The sequence below is a fragment of the Burkholderia sp. MSMB1459WGS genome (assembly GCF_001534535.1).
In the GTDB taxonomy this organism is placed as follows: Bacteria; Pseudomonadota; Gammaproteobacteria; order Burkholderiales; family Burkholderiaceae; genus Burkholderia.
This window is the reverse complement of sequence record NZ_LPMU01000037.1, coordinates 151,150-165,507: the sequence shown is the minus strand read 5'-3', so window position 1 is coordinate 165,507 and position 14,358 is coordinate 151,150. Positions and strand designations below refer to the sequence as shown.

At 69.1% G+C, this 14,358-nt stretch carries 16 protein-coding genes; 7 read left to right on the top strand and 9 right to left on the bottom strand.

The window, feature by feature from the left end:
* The first annotated feature begins 8 nt into the window (after positions 1-8).
* A complete protein-coding gene (locus WT97_RS15090) occupies positions 9-293 on the top strand; it encodes a helix-turn-helix domain-containing protein (RefSeq protein WP_059499474.1) in 285 nt (94 codons plus the stop codon).
* 125 nt (positions 294-418) lie between these two features.
* Here the strand turns inward: WT97_RS15090 and WT97_RS15085 are convergent, their stop codons facing one another.
* Genes WT97_RS15085 through WT97_RS15075 form a run of 3 tightly spaced genes read right to left on the bottom strand, consistent with a single transcriptional unit; the run spans position 419 to position 3,028 of the window.
* Positions 419-598 (bottom strand): hypothetical protein, encoded by a 180-nt coding sequence (locus WT97_RS15085; RefSeq protein WP_059499473.1) that lies wholly within the window; start codon positions 596-598, stop codon positions 419-421.
* On the bottom strand, positions 570-1,577 hold the full coding sequence (gene cydB / locus WT97_RS15080) for a cytochrome d ubiquinol oxidase subunit II (protein WP_059499472.1): 1,008 nt from the start codon (positions 1,575-1,577) through the stop codon (positions 570-572). Before cydB ends, WT97_RS15085 begins: the two co-directional genes overlap by 29 nt.
* A 29-nt stretch (positions 1,578-1,606) precedes the next feature.
* Positions 1,607-3,028, bottom strand: coding sequence for a cytochrome ubiquinol oxidase subunit I (locus WT97_RS15075; RefSeq protein ID WP_059499471.1), 1,422 nt, complete (start codon positions 3,026-3,028; stop codon positions 1,607-1,609).
* A gap of 469 nt (positions 3,029-3,497) precedes the next feature.
* Here WT97_RS15075 and WT97_RS15070 point away from each other — a divergent pair, with 469 nt between their 5' ends.
* The 3 genes from WT97_RS15070 to ltaE all read left to right on the top strand — a co-directional run bounded on the left by WT97_RS15070 (position 3,498) and on the right by ltaE (position 5,517).
* The gene (locus tag WT97_RS15070; RefSeq protein WP_059499470.1) at positions 3,498-3,821 is read left to right on the top strand and encodes a hypothetical protein; all 324 of its coding nucleotides are present in this window, start codon (positions 3,498-3,500) and stop codon (positions 3,819-3,821) included.
* A gap of 13 nt (positions 3,822-3,834) precedes the next feature.
* Positions 3,835-4,389: a YMGG-like glycine zipper-containing protein gene (locus tag WT97_RS15065; protein WP_059499469.1), complete on the top strand. Its 555-nt coding sequence runs from the start codon at positions 3,835-3,837 to the stop codon at positions 4,387-4,389.
* Between the two features lie 114 nt (positions 4,390-4,503).
* Complete coding sequence (gene ltaE, locus WT97_RS15060; RefSeq protein ID WP_059499468.1) at positions 4,504-5,517, top strand: low-specificity L-threonine aldolase; 1,014 nt, start codon at positions 4,504-4,506, stop codon at positions 5,515-5,517.
* 103 nt (positions 5,518-5,620) lie between these two features.
* Here the strand turns inward: ltaE and WT97_RS15055 are convergent, their stop codons facing one another.
* Positions 5,621-5,833, bottom strand: coding sequence for a DUF1059 domain-containing protein (locus WT97_RS15055; protein WP_034205979.1), 213 nt, complete (start codon positions 5,831-5,833; stop codon positions 5,621-5,623).
* A 155-nt stretch (positions 5,834-5,988) separates the two neighbouring features.
* Positions 5,989-6,894: an HTH-type transcriptional regulator ArgP gene (locus tag WT97_RS15050; RefSeq protein ID WP_059499467.1), complete on the bottom strand. Its 906-nt coding sequence runs from the start codon at positions 6,892-6,894 to the stop codon at positions 5,989-5,991.
* Between the two features lie 316 nt (positions 6,895-7,210).
* Here WT97_RS15050 and WT97_RS15040 point away from each other — a divergent pair, with 316 nt between their 5' ends.
* Together WT97_RS15040 and WT97_RS15035 are read left to right on the top strand one after the other, a co-directional pair.
* On the top strand, positions 7,211-8,281 hold the full coding sequence (locus WT97_RS15040; protein WP_060032987.1) for a rhodanese-like domain-containing protein: 1,071 nt from the start codon (positions 7,211-7,213) through the stop codon (positions 8,279-8,281).
* 124 nt (positions 8,282-8,405) lie between these two features.
* Entirely contained in the window at positions 8,406-9,065 is a 660-nt protein-coding gene (locus tag WT97_RS15035; protein WP_060353712.1) for a glutathione S-transferase family protein, read from the top strand.
* A 97-nt stretch (positions 9,066-9,162) separates the two neighbouring features.
* On the opposite strand, the gene WT97_RS15030 is transcribed toward WT97_RS15035, so the two are convergent.
* Positions 9,163-9,855: a phosphatase PAP2 family protein gene (locus WT97_RS15030; RefSeq protein ID WP_060353772.1), complete on the bottom strand. Its 693-nt coding sequence runs from the start codon at positions 9,853-9,855 to the stop codon at positions 9,163-9,165.
* A gap of 425 nt (positions 9,856-10,280) precedes the next feature.
* A complete protein-coding gene (locus WT97_RS15025) occupies positions 10,281-11,513 on the bottom strand; it encodes an MFS transporter (protein WP_060353771.1) in 1,233 nt (410 codons plus the stop codon).
* A gap of 101 nt (positions 11,514-11,614) precedes the next feature.
* Between WT97_RS15025 and WT97_RS15020 the strand changes: the two genes are divergently transcribed.
* Positions 11,615-12,598: a LysR family transcriptional regulator gene (locus WT97_RS15020; RefSeq protein WP_082751390.1), complete on the top strand. Its 984-nt coding sequence runs from the start codon at positions 11,615-11,617 to the stop codon at positions 12,596-12,598.
* Positions 12,599-12,637: 39 nt separating this feature from the next.
* Here the strand turns inward: WT97_RS15020 and WT97_RS15015 are convergent, their stop codons facing one another.
* Entirely contained in the window at positions 12,638-13,276 is a 639-nt protein-coding gene (locus WT97_RS15015) for a 2-hydroxychromene-2-carboxylate isomerase (protein WP_060353711.1), read from the bottom strand.
* A gap of 144 nt (positions 13,277-13,420) precedes the next feature.
* Entirely contained in the window at positions 13,421-14,239 is an 819-nt protein-coding gene (locus WT97_RS15010; protein ID WP_060353710.1) for an IclR family transcriptional regulator, read from the bottom strand.
* Between the last annotated feature and the right edge of the window lie 119 nt (positions 14,240-14,358).

Here is a 14,358-nt window from a genome sequence, read left to right as displayed (position 1 = left end):
ACGACACGATGGACAAACGCTACAACGCGCTGCCGCTTCCCGAACAGCTTTTGCTCCGGCGGCAAGCGATCGAGGGCGTTCTCGCGCATCCCGAATGGTCGCTGCGCGAATCCGTGCGGTACCTGAAGAAGACGATGCGGCTGACGAGTGCGGAAATGGCAACGCTTGCCGGCGTGTCGACCAAGACGATTCAGGATATCGAACAGGGGCGCAGCGAAGGGACGGTGCAGACGATGAACCGCATATTCGGCATGCTGGGGCTCAAACTGGGCGTGGTGCGGCAGGACGCGTAGCCGGTCGCGCATTCGCCGCCGTCCTGCGCCGCCGATTGCCGACCCGATGTCACAAGGCGCTACGGCAGCGTGCAATACGGCGAGACGGGCGAGGGCTGGATGCGGGGCGTTGCACCCCGCTTCGCCTACTTCACCGCAAACAGCGTGAGGTTCATGAAGATCTTGAACGCATAGCCGAGCGTGACGGCGCCGATCACGCCGCCCGCCCACAGAACGACGAACCACATCCAGCCGCGCATCCGCGGCCGCGGCGCCGCAGGCGGGCGATCGGCGGAATCAGTGGTGGTAGTAATGCTGGTCTTCATGGCGCACCTTGCCTCGGAATACCCAGTAACCCATCGTCGTGTAGGCGATGATGATCGGGAGGATAACCGCTGCGCCGACCAGCGTGAAGGTCTGGCTCGAACGCGGTGCCGCCGCTTCCCAGATCGTCATCGTCTGGGGAATCGCATACGGGAACAGCGTGACGAGCAGGCCGACGTAGCCGAGCAGCACCAGCGCCAGCGCGAGCACGAACGGCGTCATGTCGTGCCGGTCGCGTACCGCGCGACGCATCCACACCGCGCACGCGGCCACCAGGAACGGCACCGGCAGCAGGCGCCAGAACAGCCCCGAATCGAACCAGCGCTGCGCGACGGCCGGATCCTGCAGCGGCGTCCACAGGCTGACGATCGCGATGAAGCCGAGCAGCACGACGGTCAGCGGCCACACGACGCGATGCAGGCGCCGCTGCAGGTCGCCTTCGGTCTTCGCGACGAGCCAGCAGCAGCCGAGCAGCGCGTACGTGACGATCAGGCCGAGGCCCGTCAGCAGGCTGAACGGCGTGAGCCAGTCGAACGCGCCGCCGGCATACACGCCGTCCTTCACGTCGATGCCCTGCAGGAACGCGCCGAGCGCGATGCCCTGGAACAGCGTCGCGCCGGCCGAGCCGCCGATGAACGCGAGATCCCACAGCTGCTTCGTGCGCCGCGCCTTCGCGCGGATCTCGAACGACACGCCGCGGAAGATCAGACACACCAGCATGAAGATCAGCGGCAGGTACAGCGCCGACAGCACCGTCGAATAGACGATCGGAAATACCGCGAACAGCCCGGCGCCGCCGAGCACGAGCCAGGTCTCGTTGCCGTCCCACACGGGCGCGACCGTGTTCATCATCAGGTCGCGTTCCCGCTCGTCCGGGAAGAACGGGAAGACGATGCCGATGCCGAGGTCGAAGCCGTCGAGCACGACGTACATGAAGAGCCCCAATGCGATGATCGCGGCCCAGATTACGGTGACGTCCATAGGTTTTCTCGTATGCGAAAGGAATGGGCTCAGACGGTCTCGATCAGCTCGTCGACGGCCGACATCGGGCGGCGCGCGGTGTGATCGGGGCGCGTGTCCGGCAGGTCGTGCGTCGCGTCGTGCTCGACGGCGGGCAGCGCGGGGCCGGCCTTCATCAGCTTCAGCATGTAGTACACGCCGGTGCCGAACACGAGGAAGTACACGATCACGAACGTCATCATCGACAGGCTGACCTGCTGCACCGACAGCGGCGACACGGCCTGCGCGGTGCGCATCACGCCATACACGACCCACGGCTGGCGGCCGGCTTCGGTCGTCACCCAGCCCGCGAGCAGCGACACGAAACCGGTCGGGCCCATCGCGAGCGCGAAGCGCTGGAACCCCTTCGATTCATACAGGCGGCCGCGGCGGCGCAGCAGCCATGCGAGCGCGGCGAGGCCGATCATCGCGAAGCCGAGGCCGACCATGATCCGGAAGCTCCAGAACACGACCGTCGAATTGGGGCGGTCTTGCGGCGGGAAGTCCTTCAGCCCGCGGATCTCGCCGTCCCAGCTGTGCGTGAGGATCAGGCTGCCGAGGTGCGGCACCTTCACCGCGTAGCGGGTCGTCTCCGCTTTCATGTCGGGGATGCCGAACAGGTTGAGCGGCGTGCCGCCCTTTTCGGTTTCCCACAGCCCTTCGATCGCGGCGATCTTCGCGGGCTGGTGCTTCAGCGTGTTGATGCCGTGCTGGTCGCCGATCACGGCCTGCAGCGGCGCGAGCACCAGCAGCAGCCACAGCGCCATCGAGAACATCTTCTTCACGCCCTTGTCGCGGCGGCCCTTCAGCAGGTGCCACGCGCCCGTCGCGGCCACCACCAGCGCGGCGACGATGAACGCGGCGATCGCCATGTGGAACAGGCGGTACGGGAACGACGGGTTGAAGACGATCGCGAACCAGTCGGTCGGCACGACGCGGCCGTCGACGATCTCGAAGCCTTGCGGCGTCTGCATCCAGCTGTTCGACGCGAGAATCCAGAACGTCGAGATCAGCGTGCCGATCGCGACCATCAGCGTCGCGCCGAAGTGCGCGCGCGGGCTCACGCGGTTCCAGCCGAACAGCATGATGCCGAGGAAGCCGGCTTCGAGGAAGAACGCGGTCATGACCTCGTACATCAGCAGCGGGCCGGTGACGGCGCCGGCGAAGCTCGAGAAGCCGGACCAGTTGGTGCCGAACTGATAGCTCATCACGACGCCGGACACGACGCCCATCCCGAACGCGACCGCGAAGATCTTCGACCAGAACAGGCAGAGCGTCTTGTAGTACTGCTTGCCGGTCTTGAGCCAGCGATATTCGAGCACGGCGATGAAGCTGGCGAGGCCGATGCTCAGTGCCGGAAAGACGATGTGAAAGGAGACGGTGAACGCGAATTGCAGGCGGGCCAGATCGAGGGCCGAAAGTGCGGTGTCCATACCAGTTGACCGAGACTTGACGATACCCGCCGGCGGGTGCCGGCGGACCCCGGCGGACGGCGTCGGGGTTGGCTGGAGTATGGGCCGCGATGTTGCACCGCGAAATGCGCCAACTCGTCGCAGATGTCCAGCCCGTCGCGCGCCCTTTCGGGTTAAATCGTTGATTCGTATCAAGAAGGCCGTTCGCGGCGTGAGTGGCCGCGGCGTGGCGGTCTGACGCACGTGCGTCAATATGGCGCGTCGCGTCATCGGAACGGTTTTGCGCGGACGACAACCGTGTGCCGGGACGGCAATCGGTTTCGATGCGTTAAACGCGTAACGCGCGCGTCCGAACGGGCGGGGCGTCCGTCACACGGGTAACGTCGCGCAACATTCGCGCGCCCGCCCGTAATGGATACCGGATCGCGTGCGGCGTAGCGTTCGGGATGTCCGGTTCGGATCGACGAACCGGCCTGCCGGAGAACGTGACGTGAATGGATTGAAGCTCGCACTGGGCGCGGCGGCCGCGGTGGCGGTCGCGACGGGCGGCGTGGCGCATGCCGCCCGGGTCGGGGTCTATATCGGCCCCGGCTACCCGTACTACGCCCCTGTCGTACCTGCGCCGTACTACTACCCGCCGCCCGTCGTCGCGGTGCCGGTCGCTCCGCCGCCGCCCGAGTATGTCGAGAAGGGACAGCCGCAGGACGACGGCGACGCGAACCTCTGGTACTACTGCGACGCGTCGAAGCATTACTACCCGTATGTGAAGACCTGCAAGTCGGGCTGGCGCGCGGTGCCGGCGCGGCCGCAGTGACGGAGGCGCGACGATGAAGACGATATTTCGACCACTGCGCCTGCCGGCCGCGCTGGCGCTGGCCGCGCTGCTCGGCGCATGCGCATACATGCCGACTGGCCCGAGCGTGATGGCGCTGCCGGGTACCGGCAAGTCGTTCGACCAGTTCCGCGCGGACGACGGCAGTTGTCGCCAGTATGCGTTTCAGCAATCGGGCGGCGTGAGCGCCGGGCAGGCATCGACCGCGAGCGCGGTCGGCAGCGCGGCCGTCGGCACCGCGCTCGGCGCGGCGGCCGGCGCCGCGTTCAACGGCGGCACCGGCGCGGCGGTCGGCGCGGGCGCGGGGCTGCTCGCGGGCAGCGTCGTCGGCGCGGGCGCCGCGCAGGGCTCGGCCTACGATGTCCAGCGCCGCTACGACTACGCGTATCTGCAGTGCATGTATGCGACCGGCAACCGCGTGCCGGTGCCGGGCGGCATGAGCGGCGGTAGCGGCGGCGGGTATGGCGGGGGCGGATACGGCACGACGGCGCCGCGCGCGGCGCCGCCGATGCCGCCGGCGGGCGTCCAGCCGCCGCCGCCGCGATATTGATCCGCGCGATCGCGTGCCTCGATCGGCACGCGCTGCGTGAATTGCGTACACTCTGAGTCTCGTTTTCGGCAGGGCCGGACGCAGGATGCCGGCTCGTTTACTCAGGGCACAGCGATGATCGATTTACGCAGCGATACCGTGACACGTCCGAGCCAGGCGATGCTGGCTGCAATGACCGCCGCCGAAACCGGCGACGACGTCTGGGGCGACGACCCGACCGTGCTGCGCCTGCAGGCGGTGATGGCCGAGCGCGCCGGCAAGGAGGCCGGCCTGTTCTTCCCGAGCGGCACGCAGAGCAACCTGGCCGCCCTGATGTCGCATTGCGAGCGCGGCGACGAGTACATCGTCGGCCAGCTCGCGCACACCTACAAGTACGAGGGCGGCGGCGCGGCCGTGCTCGGCAGCATCCAGCCGCAGCCGATCGAGAACGCGCCGGACGGCACGCTGCCGCTCGCGAAGATCGCCGCGGCGATCAAGCCGCTCGACAATCACTTTGCCCGCACGCGGCTGCTCGCGCTCGAAAACACGATCGGCGGCCAGGTCTTGCCGGAAGGCTATGTGCAGGAAGCCGTCGCGTTCGCGCGCAGCCGCGGGCTGTCCACGCACCTCGACGGCGCACGCGTATGCAATGCGGCCGTCGCATCGGGTCGCTCGATCGCCGAGCTGTGCGCGCCGTTCGACACCGTGTCGATCTGCTTCTCGAAAGGGCTCGGTGCGCCGGTCGGCTCGGTGCTGGTCGGCAGCCGTGCGCTGATCGAGCGCGCGCAGCGCTGGCGCAAGGTGCTGGGCGGCGGGATGCGGCAATCGGGCATTCTCGCGGCGGCGTGCCTGTATGCGCTCGATCACAACGTCGAGCGGCTCGCGGACGATCACGCGAATGCCGCGCATCTCGCGGCCGGCCTCGCGCGCATCGACGAAGTGAAGGTGCTGTCGCATGCGACGAACATGGTGTTCGCGCAATTCCCCGAAGCCGATTGCGCGCCGCTCGAGGCGTGGCTCAAGGCGCGCGGGATCCTTACGCAGATGCTGTATGCGTCGCGCTTCGTCACGCATTGCGACGTGTCGCGCGCGGACATCGACACGTTCGTCGGCGCGGTCGGCGCGTATTTCGCGCAGCGTCGCGCGTGAAGCGGAACGCGCCGGCCGGCGACGGGCCGGCGCGGCGTCGTACGACATGACGTCACGCACGAAGGGGTGACGCGGCGCGTGGTCGATCGATCGTTGCGGCGGATTACGCTTGCCGCGGCATGTCGGCAGGCGGTGTGCCGTCGTGAAATAGCGATTTCAGCTGCGTGCGCAGTTCGGCGCTGTCGGTGTGCTGGTGGACCGAGACCGCATGTTGCACGGCGGCCTCCAGCAGTTCGTTGTCGGAGTCGGCGGAGATTGCGACCGAGCAATGCGTCGCGCTGGGAAACTCGCGGCAATCGATATAGCGGCGGGACATGATGTTCTCCTCACACGAAAGGGAACGGCCGGACCTGGATGGTCGGCCGCGCGGCGCGTTCGCGAGGCCGATGGAAAAAGTATAGGCGGCGCGGCCGACTTTCCTGTCGCCGTGCATCCCGCGCCGGCAACGTCGATCGCCCGCGCGCCAGCGCGTCACGGCAACGGCGCGAGCAGCCGGCGCGCCGCTTCGACGACCCGCGCGGACAGCGACGCCATCGTCGGCGACTGCACGGTCCACGCGTGCCAGTACAGCGTGACGTCGGTCGGATGCGCGGGCGCGAGATCGACGAGCCCCTGCGCGTCGAGCGGCGCGGTGCCGATCAGCGGCTCCGGCACCATCGCGTAGCCGAGCCCGTGCCGCACCGCGGCGAAGTGCGAATGGGTGCCCGGCACGTAGTGGCACGGGTACGCGCCTTCGGGCAAGCCGAACTTCTCCTTCAGGAACGACGATTGCAGCGTGTCGCGCCGCGAATACGCGACGACGGGCGCGTGGCGCGCGCTCGTGCGGTTCAGGCCGCGCGGGAACCAGCGACCGGCGAACGCGGCCGCGGCGAGCAGCCGGTAGCGCATCGTGCCGAGCGGCGTCGCGATGCAGCCGCGCATCGGCTTCGGCTCGGTCGTCACGCAGCCGACCGCCATCCCGCTTTCGAGCAGCGCGAACGTGTGATCCTGATCCTCGACGATCAGCTCGAACAGGATCCGCTCGCCCGCGAGCACGGACGTCAGCGCGGGCAGGAACCACGTGCCGAGACTGTCGGCATTCAGCGCGATCGTCACCGAGATCGGCGATTCGCGCTCGGCCGCGAGCGTGCTCTGCAGGTCGGCCTGCAGCAGCGCGACGCGGCGCAGGTGCTGCAGCACGCGCTGCCCGGCTACCGTCGGGCGGCACGGCCGCGTGCGCAGCACGAGTGGCGTGCCGAGGCTCGCCTCCAGCGCGCGGACCCGCTGCGTGACGGCGGACGCGGTCACGTGCAGGCGCACGGCCGCCTGCTCGAAGCTGCCGGTATCGGCGACGGCCAGCAGTGCGGCGGCCTGCTTCGGATCGATCGTCATCGACATGTCGAGGGCATTCCTGTGATCGGAGACGAGGAGAGGCCGTAGTGTAAGGCAGCGTGCGCGGCCGCCCGGGTGCCGCGCATCGTCCCGCCGTGCGCGATTCGTCGACGGAATCGGTTGCGGGGCAGGGCGATGCCGGCGGCGCAGGCATTTTGATTTACGCTGTATGGATGTGCGAAACGCGGCGGGCGCGATGCCGCCCGCGCGGTCTCGATGTCGTCATGCCGACGCCGACGCCGGCGCCGGCGCCCGGCGACGCGAAGTAGCATTCCGATCAGGCTACACCCCACTGAAGCACCAGCAACGGAGCACCAGCGCCATGATCTTCCGGCAACTTTTCGACCCGCAATCGTCGACGTACACGTATCTGCTCGCCGACGGCGCATCGCGCGAGGCGCTGCTGATCGATCCCGTGTTCGAGCAGGTGCGCCGCGACGCGGCACTGCTCGACGAGCTCGGGCTGCGGCTCGTCGCGACCGTCGACACGCACGTGCATGCCGATCACGTGACGGGCGCGTGGCTCCTGAAGCAGCACACGGGCAGCGCGATCGCGATCTCGGCCGCGAGCGGCGCGCAGGGCGCCGACCGCTACCTGAACGACGGCGACCGCTGCGCGTTCGGCTCGCGCTACCTGACCGTGCGCGCGACGCCCGGTCACACGAGCGGGTGTATCAGCCTCGTGCTCGACGACGAATCGATGGCGTTCACCGGCGATTGCCTGTTGATCCGCGGCACCGGCCGCACCGACTTCCAGCAGGGCGACCCGCGCGCGCTATATCGCGCGGTGCACGGTCGGCTCTTCACGCTGCCGGCCGCGTGCCTGCTGTATCCGGCGCACGACTATCGCGGGCTCACGGTGACGAGCGTCGGCGAGGAGCGGCGCTTCAACCCGCGCCTCGGCGGCGATCTCAGCGAAGACGATTTCGCCGGCTACATGCGCAACCTCGGGCTCGCGCACCCGCGCCAGATCGACGTCGCGGTGCCGGCGAACCTCCAGTGCGGCGTCGCCGCGAACGCGCCCGATGCGCGGGCGGCAGCCAACTGGGCGCCGCTCGTCTATACGTTCGCCGGTTTCTGGGAAATCGATCCGCAATGGCTCGAGGATCATCTGCCGGCCGTGCAGGTCGTCGACGTGCGGGAACCGGACGAATTCGCGGGCCCGCTCGGCCATCTGCCCGGCGCGATGCCGATCCCGCTCGGCGAACTGGCCGCGCGCACCGGCGAGATCGCGCGCGAGCGGCCGGTCGTGACCGTGTGCCGGGCCGGCGGGCGCTCCGCGCAGGCGACGGTAATCCTGAAGAAGGCCGGCTTCGACGCGGTCGCGAATCTCGGCGGCGGGATGCTGCGCTGGCGTGCCGAAGGGCGTGTCGTGGCGGATGGCCGATCGTAGCGGCCCGGGCAGCCCTCGAAAAAAATTCCGGATCGATGTCGAAACGGCCGGGCGCCGTTCGTCGTCAAGGTATCCGATCACGTGGCGCCGCATGACGCGGCGCCGAAACCCTGAGAGACCATCAATGATGCCGACGCTTTACGCCCATCCCTTTTCGTCTTACTGCCAGAAAGTACTGACCGCGCTGTACGAGAACGGCACGCCGTTCGACTATCGCGTGCTCGCGCACGACGATCCGAAGCCGATGCAGGAGCTGGCCGCGCTGTGGCCGCTGAAGCGTTTCCCGGTGCTCGTCGACGCGGGCCGCACGGTGATCGAGGCGTCGATCATCATCGAGTATCTCGGCCTGAACCATCCGGGCCCCGTGCGCCTGCTGCCCGACGATCCGCGCGCGGCGCTCGAGGTGCGGACGATGGACCGTTTCTTCGACCACTACGTGGCGACGCCGCAGCAGAAGGTCGTGTTCGATGCGCTGCGGCCGGAAGCCGAACGCGATGCGCGTGGGGTGGCCGATGCGCGCGCGATGCTCGACACGTCGTATGCGTGGCTCGACAAGACGATGGCCGATCGCGAATGGGCGGCCGGCGACCGTTTCAGCCTCGCCGACTGCGGCGCGGCGCCGTTCCTGTTCTACGCGGACTGGACGCACCGGATCGACCCGGCGTTCGCGAACGTGATCGCGTACCGCAAGCGTCTGCTCGCGCGGCCGTCGTTCGCGCGCGCGGTCGACGAGGCGCGACCGTATCGTTCGTTCTTTCCGCTTGGCGCGCCCGATCGCGACTGACGGGCGCGGCCGTCGCACGGCGTGCCGCGGCCGCGCATGGCCGGCAGCGCGCGCCGGGGCGACGGAACAGCAGCAGCGGCAGCATCGCGGGGGCTCGTCACATCGTGCGCGTGGCCGACTGCGCGAGCGTCAGCAACTCGTCGAACTGCGTGATCAACTCGAAGCACAGCAGGAACGCGAGCGTATAGGCCGGCGCGGGAAAGCGCCGGATCAGCTCCAGCACCGGCGGCGCGAACCGCAACCGGATCGCGTCGCGCGTCAGCAGCCATGCGATCGCGATGCCGATCGCCGCGCCCGCGATCAGGTCGGTCGGATAGTGAAAGCCGAGATACGCGCGCGGCAGGCAGATGAACACGACCGAATACAGCAGCGCGACGATGCCGATGCGGCGCGCGATGATGAAGATGCCGGTCGCGATCGCCATCCAGAGCATCGCGTGATCGCTCGGAAACGAACTCCATGTCTGCAGCGTCGCCGCGCGCAGCCCGGCCGACGGAAAGTGCAGGTGCAGGTCGGGGTTGTAGATCGGCCGCACGCGGAACGGCAGCACCTGCGCAAGTACGCGGCCGACGGCCAGCGCGACGAGCCCGCTCGCAACGGTGGCGACCACCAGCTCGCGTTGCCGTTCGCGGTTCGGGCCGGGCTGGAACCACAGCCAGCACAGCACGGGAACGAGCACGAAGCCCTTGAATGTGTAGAGACCCGCGACCACGCGGATCGCGTGATTCATCAACGGGCCGAACGTCACGTGGGTGAGGAAAATCTGGATCGTGGTGTCGAAATCATTCATGTCCTGTGCGACCCGGGCGGACGCGCAGCGCATGACGGGCGGCCGGCTGGATCGGAAAGCGCGCTCGCACGGAGCGCAACGGGGGGCAAGTATGTCACCCGTTATTTCGAAGAAAATGCGAAAAAATACCGGGAATCCCCTGATAAACCGGGGCCGTGTGGTGGGGCCGGATGGGAGCGCGCCGTGCGGTGCGGCAGGGACGATTCATCCGACGTTTGCGGGCGGGCGTGCACGTGCGTCGGAAAAATATTTGGGTGAACTGGACAATTCGGCAGGCCGCCGTCGTCCTTGCGCCGGATGAGCGATTGCCGTGCCGGAACGGCGCGAATCTGCCGCACGGCGCAGCGTCACGTGCGCGCCGATCGAAAATAAAAAAAGCGGGCAAACCGCGTGGGCTTGCCCGCCGGCATGGCGCGATGCCGATTTCAGTTGCGCCACACCCGCACGGCGAGCGCGGCCAGCGACGTCGCGACGGCCAGCGCAGTTACCGCGTTCCAGCCCAGTTGCGCGAGCAACGAACTGCCGATCGCGGCGCCGGCTGCCATCCCGATGAACATGCCGACGAACAGCACCGCGTTGAGGCGGCTGCGCGACGCGGGATCGATCCGGTAGACGATCGCCTGGTGCGCGATCAGCGTGGCCTGCACGCCGAGATCGAAGCCGATCGTCGCGACCGCGAGCAGGACGAGCTGTGCATGCGGTGACATCAGCGGCGCGGCGGCCATCGACGCGAACGACACCGTCGCGATACCGATACCGATCCGCGTCACGCGCTCGGGGCCGTGGTGGTCGGCGAGGCGCCCGGCGATCGGGGCGGCCAGCGCGCCCGCGGCGCCCGCGAGGCCGAAGGCGCCGGCGGCCGCGCTGCCGAGGTGGAACGGCGCGCCGTGCAGCATCACCGCGAGCGTCGACCAGAACGCGCTGAAACCGATGGCCAGCAGCCCCTGCGCGAGCGCGGCGCGGCGCAGTGCCGAATGGTCGCGCCACAGCGCGCCGAGCGAACCGATCAGCGCGCGATACGGCAGCCGCGTGGTCGGCTCGAAGCGCGGCAATCCGCGTGCGGCTACGACGCCGATCGCGGCGACGCTGACGGCCGCGAGCGCGAACATCGCGCGCCAGCCGGCCGTCTCGGCGACGAATCCGGCCACGACGCGCGACAGCAGGATGCCGAGCAGCAGTCCCGTCATCACCGTGCCGACGATGCGGCCGCGATGCGCGTCGTGCGCGAGCGTCGCGGCGGCCGGTACGACGTCCTGCGCCATCGTCGCGGCGAGGCCGATCGCGAAGCTCGCCGCGAGCAGCAGCCCGAGCGACGGCGCGACGGCGGCCAGCAGCAGCGCGACGACCAGCGCGGCAGCCTTGGTCACGATCACGCGGCGCCGGTCGAAGCGGTCGCCGAGGGGCGCGAGCAGCAGGATGCCGAGCGCATAGCCGAGCTGCGTGAGCGTCGGCACGAAGCCGATCGCTCGCGCCGATGCGCCGAGATCGGGCGCGAGCGCGCCGAGCATCGGCTGCGCGTAGTAGAGCGGGGCGACGCCGAGGCCGGCGGCGGCCGCGAGCAGCAGCACGAGCCGGCGATCGGGCATCGAATGGGCGGCCGGATGGGCCGGGGCATGCGCCACGCGGGGCGCGGTGTCGAGACGGGTCGGGGTGGACATCGCGTACATCCTCGGTTGAAGAATGGGATGGACGCGAGTGTGGCGGTACGCGGCCGGCGACGGTAGTGCCGGCCGGCGCAGATTTGTTATACGCTACACGCATGACCGAAAAATCCTCTTCCTCTCCCGCTGCTGGCGGGTCTCGGCGCATTCAGACGGTACCGGTGGACGGCGCCGGCTATCGTTTCGAGCTGATGGAAACCTTCGTGCGCATAGTCGAGGCCGGCAGCCTGTCGGCGGCCGCCGTGCAACTGCATACGACGCAGCCGACCGTCAGCCGGCGGTTGCAGGCGCTGGAAAATTCGCTCGGCATGCGGCTGCTGCAACGCACGACCCATACGATGCGGCTGACCGTCGACGGCGAGCGTTGCTTCAAGCGGGCGAAGGAACTGCTGGCGAGCTGGGCGGCGTTCGAGGCCGATCTGCGCGGCGCGCAGGAGGAGCCGGACGGGCTGCTGCGCGTCGCGGTGCCGCACGCGTTCGGGCAGCAGCGTTTCGTCGCCCCGCTCGCGCAGTTCCTGCGCGACTATCCGCGCGTGTCGGTCGAGTGGCTGCTGCAGGACGAGGTGCGCGATTTCGTCGGCAGCGGCATCGATTGCGCGATCCAGGTCGGCGAGCCGACCGATCCGGGCGTGGTCGCGATCCGGCTGACGAAGGTGCCGCGCTTCGTGGTCGCCGCGCCGTCCATACTGAACGGCGCCGACGTGCCGGCCGATCCGGATGCGCTCGCCGCGCTGCCGTGGCTCGCGTTGCGCACGTACTACCGTACCGAGCTCGTGCTCACGCATGCAGCGACCGGCGACACGCGGCGCATCGCGATCCGCCCGCGCATCACGACCGCGAACCTGTATGCGCTGCGCAGCGCGGCGCTGCTGGGCGTCGGCGCGTGCGTCGGATCGTCATGGATGCTGGCCGACGATCTCGCGCGCGGCGATCTCGTGCACCTCGCGCCCGAATGGCAGGCCGCGCCGCTGCCCGTCTACCTGACTTATCCGCATGCGCAGTTCTATCCGTCGCGGCTCGTGCGGTTCGCCGCGATGATGCGCGAGGCCGTGCCGGCGCTCGTCGAAGGGCGCGACGGCTGAAGCGGGCGGTGTCGGATGGCGTCGGGTGGCGGCTCGCCGTCAGCCGCGCCGGATCCCTTCGGGCAGCGCGCTGATGCGGCGCACTTCGGGCGAGTCGAGCCACGCGCGCGACGTCGCGCAGTCGACGAACATGTCGGTCGCGTCCTCGCCCCAGAACAGGTCGCCGTCGAGTGCGAAGGTCGGCACGCCGAACACGCCGTCGGCGATCGCGCGATCCGTGTTCGCGCGCAACGCGTCCTTGACCGGCTGGGCCTCGACGGCCGTCACGCCTTCCGGAAAGCCGACGGCTTCGCACAGTGCGGCGAAGCCTGCCGGCGTCGAGACGTCCTGGCCGTCGCGCCAGATATGCCGGAAGATCCGCCGGATCGCGTCCGGCGAACTGCCCATCGCGATCGCGAGGCGCAGCGGCCTGATCGGATTGAACGGGTGCGCGGGCGGCATCCGGAACGCGATGCCGAGCTTGTCCGCGCGATATTGCGCATGCCGATAGGTGAACACACGTTTGGCCGCGATCTCCGCCGGCGCTTTCTGGCCCCAGTGCGCGAGCAGCGCGCCGAGCACGATCGGCCGCGGCTCGAACGCGACGGCGGGCGGCAACCGGTCGAACCGTTCCTGTTGCAGGTAGGCGAACGGCGAAACGAAATCGAAATACCAGGTGGCGGTGCGCGCGGCGTTCATCGCGGTGTCTCCTCGTGCGGGTCCGGTTGACGGTTGCACGCGCGGTGCGTCGCCTGCGAACGGCGCGCTGCGTGCATCGGCGGCCAGTGTCGCATGCGGCTGCCTTTCGCGCTGCCGTATCGCGTGCCGGATGCAACCGGCTCCCTACGACCGGGCGACGTCGTCCGCCGACGATGCGAGCCGCGCGAGACTGTCGCGCACGGCGGGCGCGTCGTAGCGCGCGCCCGCGCCGCCGAGTGCGACGGTCGCCTTCTGCGCGAGCGGCAGCAGCATCGCGAGCGCCGCCGTCATCGCCGGCGCGGCGGCGAGCCGCGATTTCGGGCCCGATACCGTCAGCGCGCCGACGCATTCGCCGGCCGCGCCGAACACGGGCACGGACGCCGAGGCCGTCTCCGGGTCGCGCTCGCCGTACGACGCGGCCCACAGCCGTTCGCGCACGTCGTTCCAGCGGGCGTCCTGCGTGTCGGTGAAAGCCAGCAGCACCTTCCCCGATGCGCCTTGGCCGACCGGAAACTCTTCGCCGACGCGGATCGATACGCGCACCGCCCGCGCGGGCTCGACGCGATAGAGCACGGAGCGCACGTCGCCCTGGCGCACATAGAACGATGCCGTTTCCCCGAGTTCGCGGCTCAGCGTCTCGAGGAGCGGCTCGACCACCGGGCCGACGCGGAACGAGCGCTGGTACAGCGCCGCAAGTCGCAACGGCTCGTGCCCGATCGCGTACTGGCCGTCGTCGAGCTTGCGCATGAAACCGCCATGTTCGAGCGCGGCGAGCAGGCGCAGGATCGTGCTCTTGTACAGCCCGGTGCGGCGCGACAATTCGGCGAGCGACAGCCGGTCGTCGGTCTGGCCGAACGCACGGAGGATCGCGAACGCGCGGTCGAGCACGGCGACGCCGCTGGATGCTTCTTCGGTCGCCGGATCGGATGCGTCGCCGGCCTGATTTGCTGGATTCCTCGGCACTCCCTGGTTCCCTCGGATAACGGTCGGTCGACTATATCGTTCTATCTGACAGAACTCAAGTTCCAGAAAAACGCAATTTCCCGGGTATACCCCGCTTATCGTCCACTCGGCACACGCTT

Coding starts and splice junctions, on each gene's coding strand:
- WT97_RS15090 (WP_059499474.1), top strand. CDS start 9: ATGGACAAACGCTACAACGCGCTGCCGCTTCCCGAACAGCTTTTGCTC.
- WT97_RS15085 (WP_059499473.1), bottom strand. CDS start 598: ATGAAGACCAGCATTACTACCACCACTGATTCCGCCGATCGCCCGCCT.
- cydB (WP_059499472.1), bottom strand. CDS start 1,577: ATGGACGTCACCGTAATCTGGGCCGCGATCATCGCATTGGGGCTCTTC.
- WT97_RS15075 (WP_059499471.1), bottom strand. CDS start 3,028: ATGGACACCGCACTTTCGGCCCTCGATCTGGCCCGCCTGCAATTCGCG.
- WT97_RS15065 (WP_059499469.1), top strand. CDS start 3,835: ATGAAGACGATATTTCGACCACTGCGCCTGCCGGCCGCGCTGGCGCTG.
- ltaE (WP_059499468.1), top strand. CDS start 4,504: ATGATCGATTTACGCAGCGATACCGTGACACGTCCGAGCCAGGCGATG.
- WT97_RS15055 (WP_034205979.1), bottom strand. CDS start 5,833: ATGTCCCGCCGCTATATCGATTGCCGCGAGTTTCCCAGCGCGACGCAT.
- WT97_RS15050 (WP_059499467.1), bottom strand. CDS start 6,894: ATGTCGATGACGATCGATCCGAAGCAGGCCGCCGCACTGCTGGCCGTC.
- WT97_RS15040 (WP_060032987.1), top strand. CDS start 7,211: ATGATCTTCCGGCAACTTTTCGACCCGCAATCGTCGACGTACACGTAT.
- WT97_RS15035 (WP_060353712.1), top strand. CDS start 8,406: ATGATGCCGACGCTTTACGCCCATCCCTTTTCGTCTTACTGCCAGAAA.
- WT97_RS15030 (WP_060353772.1), bottom strand. CDS start 9,855: ATGAATGATTTCGACACCACGATCCAGATTTTCCTCACCCACGTGACG.
- WT97_RS15025 (WP_060353771.1), bottom strand. CDS start 11,513: ATGTCCACCCCGACCCGTCTCGACACCGCGCCCCGCGTGGCGCATGCC.
- WT97_RS15020 (WP_082751390.1), top strand. CDS start 11,615: ATGACCGAAAAATCCTCTTCCTCTCCCGCTGCTGGCGGGTCTCGGCGC.
- WT97_RS15015 (WP_060353711.1), bottom strand. CDS start 13,276: ATGAACGCCGCGCGCACCGCCACCTGGTATTTCGATTTCGTTTCGCCG.